8 protein-coding genes are annotated in these 12,459 nt (G+C 52.4%); 7 read left to right on the top strand and 1 reads right to left on the bottom strand.

Annotated features, from left to right (window positions below):
• Window positions 1-6 precede the first annotated feature (6 nt).
• Together FE782_RS00635 and FE782_RS00630 are read left to right on the top strand one after the other, a co-directional pair.
• A complete protein-coding gene (locus FE782_RS00635; protein ID WP_138191468.1) occupies window positions 7-924 on the top strand; it encodes a carbohydrate ABC transporter permease in 918 nt (305 codons plus the stop codon).
• 80 nt (window positions 925-1,004) lie between these two features.
• Window positions 1,005-2,630, top strand: coding sequence for an extracellular solute-binding protein (locus FE782_RS00630; RefSeq protein ID WP_138191466.1), 1,626 nt, complete (start codon window positions 1,005-1,007; stop codon window positions 2,628-2,630).
• Between the two features lie 78 nt (window positions 2,631-2,708).
• Here FE782_RS00630 and FE782_RS00625 read toward each other — a convergent pair whose 3' ends face one another.
• Complete coding sequence (locus FE782_RS00625; RefSeq protein WP_138191464.1) at window positions 2,709-3,782, bottom strand: M42 family metallopeptidase; 1,074 nt, start codon at window positions 3,780-3,782, stop codon at window positions 2,709-2,711.
• A 376-nt stretch (window positions 3,783-4,158) separates the two neighbouring features.
• On the opposite strand from FE782_RS00625, the gene FE782_RS00620 reads away from it, so the two are divergent.
• The 5 genes from FE782_RS00620 (at window position 4,159) to FE782_RS00590 (ending at window position 12,362) form a co-directional block, all read left to right on the top strand.
• Window positions 4,159-5,652 (top strand): AGE family epimerase/isomerase, encoded by a 1,494-nt coding sequence (locus FE782_RS00620; RefSeq protein WP_138191462.1) that lies wholly within the window; start codon window positions 4,159-4,161, stop codon window positions 5,650-5,652.
• Complete coding sequence (locus tag FE782_RS00615) at window positions 5,653-7,845, top strand: hypothetical protein (RefSeq protein WP_138191460.1); 2,193 nt, start codon at window positions 5,653-5,655, stop codon at window positions 7,843-7,845.
• A 39-nt stretch (window positions 7,846-7,884) separates the two neighbouring features.
• Window positions 7,885-8,646 (top strand): SDR family NAD(P)-dependent oxidoreductase, encoded by a 762-nt coding sequence (locus tag FE782_RS00610; protein ID WP_138191458.1) that lies wholly within the window; start codon window positions 7,885-7,887, stop codon window positions 8,644-8,646.
• 736 nt (window positions 8,647-9,382) lie between these two features.
• Window positions 9,383-9,991, top strand: coding sequence for a hypothetical protein (locus FE782_RS00600; RefSeq protein WP_238392281.1), 609 nt, complete (start codon window positions 9,383-9,385; stop codon window positions 9,989-9,991).
• A 1,378-nt stretch (window positions 9,992-11,369) separates the two neighbouring features.
• Window positions 11,370-12,362: a Gfo/Idh/MocA family protein gene (locus FE782_RS00590; protein WP_138191452.1), complete on the top strand. Its 993-nt coding sequence runs from the start codon at window positions 11,370-11,372 to the stop codon at window positions 12,360-12,362.
• Window positions 12,363-12,459: the final 97 nt, after the last annotated feature.

The following is a 12,459-nucleotide window of genomic DNA, read 5'->3' as shown; positions in this document are numbered from 1 at the left end:
CCGGCTATGACGCAAACAAATGTTCAAACAAGGTCGCGAAGTTTTTTCCGGAAATATACGACGGGCGACATCATCTTCAATGTGATCAACTACGGCATGCTCGCGCTGATTACGTTTGCCTGTGTGTTTCCTTTTCTAAACTCCCTTGCGAACGCTTTCAGCAGTAATCATGCGATCCAGACCGGAGCGGTCACCATCTTCCCGGTGGACTGGCAATGGGATGCGATGAAGACCGTGCTCGGCGACGAGCAGGTAATTCGGTCATTACTAGTAACCGTATTTATTACGGTCGTCGGTACGTTGCTGAATTTGCTGTTTACGGTCATTACCGCTTATCCGTTATCCAGGCGCGATTTGAAGGGCCGTACGTTTTTCATGAACTATATGATTATCACGATGTTGTTCGGCGGGGGCTTAATTCCGTTCTTCTTATTGGTGAAGGCTCTCGGCTTGCTGGATTCGATTTGGTCGCTCATCATTCCCGGACTCATCAGCTCATTCAACGTCATTATTATGAAGACATTTCTCCAAAATATACCGGACGAATTGCGCGAGGCCGCCGTGGTCGACGGCTGCGGCAACATCCGCTACCTGATCCGTATCCTATTGCCGTTGTCGGGCGCTTCGCTCGCGACGATCGGGTTGTTTTATGCCGTGGGCCACTGGAATTCTTATTTTAATGCAGTGCTGTTTATCAACGATCCCGACTATTACCCGCTGCAGGTCAAGTTGAGAAATATCCTGCTTCTGGCACAGATGGATACTTCGCTCGAGACGCTGCAGCAGCAAAATGATCTGCAAATAATCGCGGAATCGCTTAAGGCCGCCACTGTCGTATTTGCTACATTGCCGATCCTGATCGTTTATCCGTTCCTGCAGAAGTACTTTGTCAAGGGTGCCATGCTGGGCTCCATCAAAGGCTGACAGGGAGTACCTTCCGCATCAGCTGACGGAAGAGCTTCCTTTAATCATATACCTGTAGATGAAAAAAGGGAGGAAAAGACGTGAAAAAAGGTCTTATGCTTGGCATGGCGCTCGCCATGGTCACGACTGTTTTTGCAGGCTGCTCTCAGGGCAACGAAGCCGGCACTGGAAATTCCGAGAGTACGAAACCTGGGACTACTACATCAGAGCAACCTGCGGCGAATGCTTCGGAGAAACCTCAGAAGGTACGCGTTTCACTCTGGGATCGCTCCAATTCTCCGGACGGAACGAAGATCACAGACAGCATCGTCGTAAAATGGCTGCAAGAAAAAGCATTGGAAGAAGCAAATCTGGAAGTGGAATACGTCACGCTGCCCCGTTCGCAGGAAACCGACAAGCTGAACGTGTGGATGGCTTCCGGTGAAGCTCCTGACATTGTCATTACGTACAATCAAGATTTGATGTTCCAGTATGCCGAGCAGGGCGGACTTTGGGAACTCGACGATCTGCTTGATCAATATGGTCCAGATATCAAGAACCTGATCCAACCGTCACTTGAAGCTGCGGGCACTTATAAAGGTGTGCGCTACGGAATTCCGGCCCTCCGGATGAATCGGAACAGCGGCCCTTCGATGAAGATCCGTCAAGATTGGCTCGATAAGCTGGGCATGCAAGCTCCGACTACCCTTGACGAGCTCTACACCGTACTGAAAGCGTTTAAGGAACAGGATCCCGGCGGCATCGGCAAGGAGAACGTCGTACCGTGGGCTTTGCCGGCCATTAACCAATCGATGAAAGGATTCTTATTCGGTCCGATGTGGGGCGCCGGCGTGAACAGCGACGGTCCGGGGTTGGTGGATCTCTATATGCCTAAAGGCAACCTGGTGGACGGTCAGTTCCATTCGGCCATCGACACGCCGGAAGGGAAAGAGTTCTTCGCCTTTTTGAATAAGCTGTACAAAGAAGGGCTCATTTCCAAAGAGTTCGTAACGGACGTTAACGGGCAGATGTTTACCCAGCATCTTACATCGGGCCAAGCCGGCTTCGTAGATTCCAACGAAGATCCGTATGTCATGACGACGAATACGAGGAAGTCGGTTCCCGAAGCCAAGTGGGTAACGGTCATGCCGTTCAAACAGAAAGACGGCAGCCAGTACATGGACAAGGTCCCCGCCAATGGGTTGTTGAATCTGATCCCGAAGAGCACCAAAAATCCGGAAGCGGCGGTTAAATATTTGAACTTCTTGGCCAAAAATATTACCGTCGTCCAGAGCGGATTCGAGGGTCAGCATTACAATGTCGAAGACGGGCTTCGCGTTCCGATCGATATCGAGAAGAACAAGAAGGAAATCGACTGGTATCTCGGCGACTTGAACTTGCTGACGCAGGGCTACATGAGCTCGCCGTCGAAAGAACAGATGCTGAAATTGAACCCCGATCCGGAATATGCCGAATTGATGTCGCCTCACTATGAGCAATTCGAAAAATTCGGCGGTTCGGGTAAGGGGATCGACAGCCCTCGTCCGGTTGCTCAAGAGAAATCCGTCAATCTTACCAAATACGCATATGAGGCGCTCTCCAAGGCGGTAATCGCCCCTGATTTCGAGAAGGAATGGGCGAATGTGCTGGACGGTTGGTATAAACTCGGCGGTAAAGAGTTCGACCAGGAAATTACGGAGAAGCTTGCCGAACTCAACAACAGGTAATTATCAATAAGTAATGAAGCATGAAAAAGCCTGCACCGACCGGTAACCCGGAAGGCGCAGGCTGCTTTTTTTGATGCCTCATGCGAAGGAAATGACGGTTTCGTACATCGTCTTGTCCGAAGCTTGAATCAGCTTGATCAATAGTTCTTTGGCCGCATCATAATCGTCCGTATGAATCATGGAAGCCGGCGTATGGATGTAGCGGGCGCAGATTCCAAGCACCGCGGTCGGCACGCCCCGGCCGTGCAGTTGAATTTTGCCTCCGTCGGTCGCCCCCGGCGAGATGAAATATTGGTACGGGATCTTATGGGTTTCGGCAAGATCGAGAATGAATTCGGTCAACGTGCGGTTCGGGACGATGGCGCTGTCCAAGATCCGAACGACGGCGCCTTTCCCGATGCGGCCGAGAGCATGCGGGTCTCCGCCGGTATCTCCCGCGGGTCCCGCTTCCAGCGTATAACACAGATCCGGATCGATCAGCGCGGCCGCGGTCTGGGCTCCGCGCATACCGACTTCTTCCTGAACGGTCGCTCCGGCATATAACGTGTTCGGCAGCGGCGCGGACTTCAGTTCTCGCGCCAGCTCGATGGCGAGGCCGACGCCGAACCGGTTGTCCCACGCTTTGGACAATATTTTCTTTTCGTTGCTTAGCGGCGTAAACGCGCTCACGGGCACGATGGACAGTCCCGGCCGCACGCCCATGCTCATTGCATGATCGCGGTTGTCCGCGCCGATATCCAAATGCATCGCGGCGATCTCGACCGGTTTGCTTCGCTGCGCCTCGTCAAGCAGGTGACGCGGCGTGGACGCGACGACCCCCAGTACGGGTCCGCGAGGGGTGACGATCTGCAATCGCTGCGCGAGCAACACCTGATTCCACCAGCCGCCTAACGGTTGAAAGCGGATCATCCCGTTGTCGAGAACGGCCGTTACCATGAAACCGACTTCGTCCATATGGCCGGCCGCCATGATACGGGGACCGGCCGGATCCCCGTGCAGCACTCCGAATATACTGCCTAACCGATCCTCCACAAACTCATCGGTGTGTTTCGCCAATTCCCCGCGTACGAACCTGCGCACTTCGTGCTCGAAGCCCGGCGCTCCCGGAAGCTCCGTCAAGGTCCGAAACATGTTCATTGTTTCCTGATCCATTCCAAAACTCCTCCCATCTGCTCATCGCTTTTTCAACTTATCCCGTGCCCGCCGGCCTGTCAATCATCGCGAGCGCAAAGCGCAATAAACCTAATAAAAGAACAAGATCACATGATGTGAAACGCTTTCAGCCGATTTTATACTGGGGATGTCCAATAAACCGAAACAGGAGTTGAGCCTTTTGAATAGTTCCACCGCGGAGACGGTTCGCGAGATTGTGAAGCTACAAGATGAACGTTTACGCCAGTTTCGAAGTAGGCGCCAGGAGGCAATCGCTTCGGGAGCAGCTCCCGAGCCGCTCGGACTCGTCTCCGCTTCCCTCATGCTGCCCTTGTTTGCGAACCCGGAGTCCGGCTATTACCGAGATGCATCGCTATTGATTGACATCGAAGAAGCGATGGCGCAATTTTTGAAATCTCAGCTGGCGAGCGGCTGCATCTCGTTGGTGAACTGCAATATCGATTCGCCGCCGGATACGGCCTTTACCTCGCATCTTGCGGCGTTGCTCTATCAGATCGCTGAGCGATCCGGGCTGGACGAGCTGGCGGAGGCTCGCGCGTCGCTGCTTCTTTTTCTCGAACGGGCGAAGCCCTGCCTGCTGAACGGAGGTATTCATACGCCGAACCATCGCTGGGTGATGGCGGGGGCGCTTGCGAAGTTGTATGAGATTTTCGGCGACGAAGCGTTCCGCGACCGCGCGTTTCAATTTCTGGACGAGGGCCTCGATATTACGGATTACGGCGAATGGACGGAGCGCAGCAACGCGATTTACAACGGCGCGTGCGCGATCCACTTGTACGACGTCGGGCTGATTTTCGGATACGAGCCGGCGTTCGAAGCGATTCGTTCGAATTTGAATATGATGCAGTACATGCTGCATCCGGATGATTCCATCGTCACCGAGTATTCCGGACGCCAGGATTTTGGGCAGACGATGATGATGGACGACTGGTATTACGTGATTTATCATCTGATGGCGAAGCAGGACCGGAATCCCGTATTCGGGGCGATGGCCGGCGTCGCCGCAAAGACCGCGCCTCGCGGTTCGCATGCATTGATTTTTTGGATGCTGTATCCGGAAGAGATGAACGCGTTGGACTTGATCGGGCCGCTTTCGGACGACTACACGATGTTATTCGGCGAAGAGAACGAGGTTCCGGTACCGAAGAACGTTCCGTATCTCGGCAAGCTTGTGCAGCATCCGCACGGGGCCTCCGTACTTCGTCACCGGAAGGGAAAGATCAGCGTAACGGCCATGGCAGGGCAGCCGGAGCTGCTGCATATCCGATACGGCAAAGCGGCGATGTACGGCTTGAAGCTCGGTGCAGGGTGGTTCGGCGTCGGCGCCGCGGCGTTCCCCTCGATCAAGAAGGTCGGCGAGCATACGTACCGGATGGATGTGGAGCTGGAAGGCTGTTACTGGAACCCGCTTCCGAAGCACTTGACGGAAGGGACGAACGGCATGTACGTCAAGATGCCCAATCATTTGCGCGAGAAAACGCATGTTCAGTTTTTAACGGTAGCGGTAGAAATTACGCTGCTGGAACGCGGCGTAGACGTTCGCGTTCGGTCCGAATCCATCCCGAACATCTATTTGCAAGCGGTCTGTATGTTTGACCCCAAAGGCGAACTATCCGGTCAAGGCTTGAAGGAAGCCGCCCCTAGCGTTGTACAGCTGACGGAAGGCGACGCTGTATTCGCGGTCGGAGAGGACGCCATCCGGATTTCGGCGGGGGCTCTCGAACATCGTGATGTCTCGATGCGCAACGATAAGATCAACCGCGATGCGCTGAACTTGACCGTCAACTGGGTGACTCCGACGGACCGGACGCTCCGTATCCGATTCCCTGAGACGGAGGACAACCGGTAGATGAATCGGCAATCGTACCTGAAATACATTCAAGAGGCTGTCCTGGAAGCGCGTCGGCAGTACGAGAAGCAAATCGAAAGTTGGAAATCGTCCTTCGATCCGAATCGTTTTCTGGGCATGTACTCTCCTCCGGGGATTATCCCGCAACGAGCTCACACCGAAGGCTTTCTGTACCGGGTAACCGGCGAACGCGAATATGGAGAGCAGGCGAAGCGGATGCTGCTCGCGATCGAGGAGTTCAAGGCGATTGTGCCTGCAGACCTTGCGCAGCGGCATCCCGAATACGCCAAGGGGATTCCGTCCTTCGAGACGATGTTCCAAGGGACGCACTATATTCAAGGGTACTTATTCATGAAAGGGTCGGAGCTGTTAAGCGAAGCGGAAACGAGCCGGATCGAGGATTCGATCCGCAGCGCCATTCACGGCATGCTGCATTATCCCGAATGGGGGGCTCACAACCGTTCGATGCTGCGGGTATTCGCGCTGTCTTTGGCCATAACCGCACTTGGGGATACGGAGGAAACGAGGCAGTGGGCCCAGCTTCGCGACTTGCTTGCCGAGGAATCGTACGGCCGTTGGTCGATCGAGGATTCGGAGCTGTACCTGCCGCTATGGCTGATTTCGTGCATCGTGTACGCCGAGCAAACGGGAAAGGAAGCGGACTATTTCGCCAAGCCGCAGACGAAATATTATTTCGATTTCATGACGCGCGCGATTACGCCGTACGGGCTCATTCCGGATTACGGGGATGCGATGTTCAACAGTCATTGGCTGCTCTGGTCCGTCTATTTGGAAAAGGGAGCGGCGCGCTACCGCTGCGGGCACATGAAGTACGCGGCGAAACAGATCCGCGAGTACGGAATGGGTCAGCTGGATGGACCGCCGTCGCTATTTGTGGCTGCTTATTTCACCTATGCCTATCTGTGGGGGGACGATACGCTGGACCCGGTGAAGCCGGACTGGAAAAGCGAGCTGCTTCTTGAAGACGTGATCGGCAAGAAGATCGTCTTCCGCGACGGCGCTCAAGATGACTCTTCCTATATGCTCTATAATTACCGGGACGAAGGCGATTACGCGTTTACGCCGCGCGAATATTTGCGCCGTACGATTAACGCCCCTGCGGAGAAAGCGCATCACGGCCATGCCGATGAAAATTCGATTCTGATGCTGGTCAAGGAGCAAAACATTTTGCTGCACGACGGCGGATACCGCGACCAGGCTCCTAACGGCAAATACCGGGCGGACATTTATCACAACCGTCTCGTATTCCGCAGCGGACGTCCCGACCCGGAAGGGAGCATGTATGATTTTATACATGACGACGGGACCTATAGACGTGTATCCACGGAGCTGCTGCATTTCCACTCCTTCGACGGAATCGAGTATAGCAGAACCCGATTAAACGATCCGTACCGCCAGGTGATATGGGACCGCTGCATCACGTATTTGAAGGAAGACGGGGCATATATCGTCGTGGATTGGACGATGTCGCAGGCCGATCAATCGCTTAGCACGGTAAATCTATGGCATCCCGGTACGGTGATGGAGGCGAACAAAGATTTCTATGTCGGGCAGGTTCGGCACATTCACAGCGCTGCCGGCGATCCGAAGCCGTTCGCGAACCGGCGGGAGCTCGCCTTGCTGATCGAATTTCCCGGCAGCAGTCGTCCCACCGGGCATGAGCGGATCAGGCGCTGCTACGCCGAAAGCGATATGATCTTCGAAGCGGACAGCCGGTACATAGCGGCAGGCGGCATGAATTGTTTCGTGACGACGCTGACCCCGATTCCGGTACGCCAGAACGCTCAGGAATTCATCGGCAGAACGACGGTAACAGCGCTTTCTCCAGCCAACGATCAACTCGCAGTCGCCTACTCCGGACCAGACAAAACGAATGAATTGACGTATAAATTGGATTTGAATAAGGGATTTCTCGATGTTCCGCATTACCCTAAATATTCATGGGATCAAAGCCGCCTTTCTTACGGAAGCATCGAAACGGATGCCGATTTCTCGTGTGTGACAACGGAAGGCTCCGGCTCTAGGAGGTACGGATTCGTCAACGGCATCGGGCTTCGCTACAAGGGATCGGATCTGTTCGTGACGCCGGCGATGTCCTCCTATCAATTCCAAACCGGTACCTATCATGAAGCGAATCACAAATGGCGGGCATGGCACGGCTCGATCCGCTGAGGGCGAGGAGTTCCTTCAAATACATTAAGGAGGTGCAAGATGTCTGCGCTTACGGGAAAAGTAGCGGTCGTAACCGGCGCCGGCCGCGGAATCGGCAAGAAAATCGCGATCGAGCTGGCGAATTCGGGAGTATGCGTTGTGGTGAATTACGCTCACAGCGAGCAGGGAGCTTTGGAGATCGTAGACGAAATATCGAACAGGAACGGCTCCGCCATCGCCGTGAAGGCGGATATTTCTTCGCTCGAAGGAGTCGACCGTTTGGTACGGCAAGCCGTCGGCGCATTCGGCCGAATCGATATGCTGGTGAACAATGCAGCCGTCGATCCGACGGAGGATTTCTTTGAAGTGACGGAATCGTTCTGGGATCGGGTCGTCGATACGAATTTGAAAGGCGCCTTTTTCTGCGCGCAAGCGTGCGCAAGGGAGATGGTCAAGACGGGAAAAGGGAAGATTATTAATATCAGCTCGGTGCACGGGTCGCTCACGATGCCTCGTTACGCCGTGTACGCTGCCACCAAAGGGGGGATCAACGCGATGACCCGGCAGCTGGCTCTGGACTTGGCGAAATATAACATCCAAGTCAATGCGGTCGCTCCGGGGGCGACGGAGGTGGAGAAGCTAGCGGACGATCCCTTGTACGACAAAGAACATATCGGCGGCTTGATCCCGCTCGGCCGCATCGGTGAACCGGAGGATGTCGCGAACGTCGTCGCGTTCCTGGCGTCCCCGGCTGCGGACTACGTCACAGGGCAGATTATCACGGTCGACGGAGGCTCCAGCACCCGATTTTTTCTTTATTGAAGACGCTTTATTATGAGAGCAAGCCGTCGAACTCCCGCGTCCGGTCGGACCCGGTTGCGCTGACGGAGGAAGTACGGAAAGAGATGAAGCTGTTCGCCTTCTGCGTTACCTATTTACTCGAAACGGCAATCCTGTGAAAATAACATATGTGGAGACGCGTATTCGGCTGTGGGAAGACAATATGCATCCGCCCAACGACGGCGGTTGGTTAAGAAATAAGCAACGGCAACCGACTGGATAATCGGTTGCCGTTTGTTTTGTCGATTTCACTACTTGAGAAAACTCAATTGAATGGATCATCGGATGATTTCAAGGCCATAAGGGAATAACAAAACTTTTATCTTCCAGAACACATTCGAAGGATGATTATGGTGTCCCTCGCGGTTCTTGCGTTAATGGCATGGTTTGTACTCCTTGTATTCGGTATGGTTCCTAAGGGATTGTCGCTGCTGGACTTGGTATTTCTGTATTTCGTGATCGTGATTATGACGATTGCCGTATTCACCACGCTGGACGCCAATTTGCACTGGGTTCCGCTCACACGAAGTGTGGAAGGTGCCCTCGCTATGTACATTTGTCGATTTTTTTTCATCCCCCCTCTTGTTCTCTTGGCTGTATGCGTCCTCCTTTCGCGATTGAAAACGCAGTGGCGCATAGCGTTATCGGCAACCATCGTATTCATTTTGAGCGGGGCAGACTGGGTCTATTTGCGGCTTGAACTCATGGAGTACGAGAGATGGAACGCAGTCATTTCGATTTTGATGTACGGGGTATTCGTCATCTTGATCTGGCGGATTGCCCGTTGGTATATCGGCTTTGGCAAGGAGGTTCTGAGTCAATCTTGAGTGAAGTTCGTTACGACCATGATTTCAATCTGAACGAGTGGTTTATCGTTGTTTCCCTCCTCGTTGGAATTCTAGCGGTGTTATGGCTGCCGCGTCGCTTTGATAAAAAGACCACCGGCTTGTACCTCATTTGCGGCGCGTTTATCGGGTTCTTCTTCGACCATACCTTAAGCGTGCTTCCGGTAAGTTATTATGTCATTAATGATTCGTCCCGCTTCGAGGTGATGGATTTCTTTTCAGATGTCATGTATGCCCCGTACAGTTATATTTTCTTTTATCTATATGATTTCATTCGCATCAAGCCGCGTCATTCGCTGTTGTATATTTTGGTTTGGGCGTTCGTGAGCGCCGGGATCGAGCGATTGTCCGTGATCGTCGGGATCTTCCATTACAGACATGGTTATAACCTCTATTATTCTTTCGTGATATATTTGATGGTCTTGAGTTTATGGGTGACCCTGTATCATGTGTTGAAGCATTACGGAAACAAACGCTTTTAGCGGTTCAATGGGGCACGTTAGACGTTCAGGGGCAGGTTCGAACTTGCGTTATTTACAGCGCAGCAGCAGTCTAGGACGCATCTTTCAGTCCTAGGCACCTGCTGTTTTGTTATCCTTTAGCCAATGGGCTTACCTTAGTTTTCTTAAAAATTCACTGTGCTCTCATCGATTTACGGGCTTCGGGAAGTCAGTGAAATTGATGAAAACGTTTTCCGGCTGAGGTCGTATCCTCATGACGCATGGGTACGACGCAGCTCATCGCAAGACGCACAATACATTCCAGCTCGTGGATGCGTACGGCCGTCGGTTTTTTCGTCTGCAAGAGAAGTATGGGGTTTAGTCTAATCAGCTTTGGTTAGAGAGTTACAGGCAACGTATCTTCGGGTCGATGTCGTTAAGCAGGCTATGCGGGCTGCTGGAACGTGGGTCGATGGACCTGCGGGGCTACATAGTTTGTTATGCAATTGCATCGCAAAATCTCCGATTGGGCCTCGACGTGATAGTAGATACGGTCAATCCTATACAAGTAACGCGCCAAGCTTGGCGATTTTTTATAACGTCAACAAATGCTATTGGGTTCACATTATGCTTTAGTGTCATGGTGAATTTTTATGCATTCGATGAATAAATGGGGGTTGGAGCCATCATTTATTCATGAAACAATCGGTTTGCTTTGATGATTTTTCATGCTCTTTACAGTTAATTATGAAACACCAACAGCGGAGCCACGCGGTTTTTCGTGCTCCGATTTATAATTTTTGGTGAAACAACACACGATTTGCGATGTTTCACCAAAAGTTGTAAATGGTTCACAATAAGTTGTAAATTTTGTTTAAAAATTTGAGATATAAAACCCGGTTTTATAATTATGCAGCGCATAGAAACCCGACCAACGTCAAAAAGTTGGTTGGGTTTCTTACTTATTAAACGTAAATGAAAAGTTCAATAGTAGGTAGGTACCTTCTTCTCGGCAATCTGCATTGGGACAATAAAGTATTGGCCTAAAAAATTGATGTTGCTTATTAAAAGGGCAGGAGAACTTAAAAGCCAGTCTGATCAGGCTAGCAGCAGATGCTCAACGGTCATGTCTATTATGGTGCATTTATTTGTTGCAAGTTTCGTTCCTCGTCCGTTGCTTCCTTGCACTCATTTTCGCTGGAATAAGAGGAATGTAAGCAAGCAGGCAGCACAAGGAACCATGGATTTTTCGACTGCGTCGTTCAGTCACTTAGGTATGTCCGCCTTGGGTTCGCTTGGTACCTTCCTTCGGAAATATCGGAATTCGCGGGAAATGTCCGAAATTCGTTGAGAAATGTCCGAACCGGCTTTCGGTCGTCGCCTATAATTAGGCCATCTAGCAAGCATTGGAGGGGCATGGATGAATATCGGTATCGTTGGATGCGGTACGATGGGCAAAATTTATGCCGATAACTTCGCATCAATAGAAGGTGTGCAAATTCAAGCTGTGTGCCATTATCGAATGGAGCAAGCGAAAGCCTTTGCCCTTAAGTACGGGGCTCATCCCTACGAGGACTACTTAAGGTTCCTGCAACACCCACATCTTGACGCAGTCTGTATCACCCTGCCTACCCACTTGCACAAACTGTATGTCATACAGGCACTAGAACGAAAGAAGCACGTCATTTGCGAAAAGCCGCTGGCCCTCGACCCGATCGATGGAGCGGCTATGGAACAAGCGTGCCGGAGTATGGGGGTGCACCTCTTCGTCGCACATGTCGTGCGTTTCTTCCCCGAATATCACAATGTCTTCGTAGGCGTTCGACAAGGAGATATCGGCCCATTGCGCGTCATTCATGCGAAGAGGGCTAGCGCTTATCCGCTATGGAATAGTTGGTTCCTCGATGAGGAGAAGAGCGGAGGGGTGATCTTCGATCTCATGATTCACGATCTCGACTTCGTTCGGTGGATTGCCGACGACCCTGTGGAATCTGTGTACGCAGTCGAACGGAAGTCCGAAGGGAAGGCATACGCCAATGCTACGCTTCGCTTTTCGAACGGCATACTTGCCAACGTGGAAGCGATGTGGGGATACCCCGGGCCATTCACGACACAGATGGAGGTCGCGGGACGGCAAGGCGTCATCCATGTCGACAATCAGATTTCGAAACCAATGATCATAAGGAAAACGGCGGATGCGGACAATTCCGGGCGGAAAGGGACATTGATCCCCGATCAACCGCTGACGCGATCCCCGTACTTGAGGCAATTCATGCACTTTATGGACTGTATCCGAAGCGGAGCAACTCCGCGAATTACGGTCGGCGAAGCATGCAATGCAGTCGCGCTGGCGAAAGCGGCGGCAATGTCGGTCAAGTCGGGCGTACCTATCCCGGTGGAGGAATTTCAATGAACGGGTTTAACGTAGGAATCATAACTGCCGCTTTTTCCGATGCGGAGGGGTACCTCTTCGCTCTGCTTCGCAGAGCGGATGTGTCTTCCGTGAGCGT

Source organism: Paenibacillus antri, from assembly GCF_005765165.1.
Classification (GTDB): Bacteria; Bacillota; Bacilli; order Paenibacillales; family YIM-B00363; genus Paenibacillus_AE; species Paenibacillus_AE antri.
This window is presented reverse-complemented; position numbering and strand designations above follow the sequence as displayed.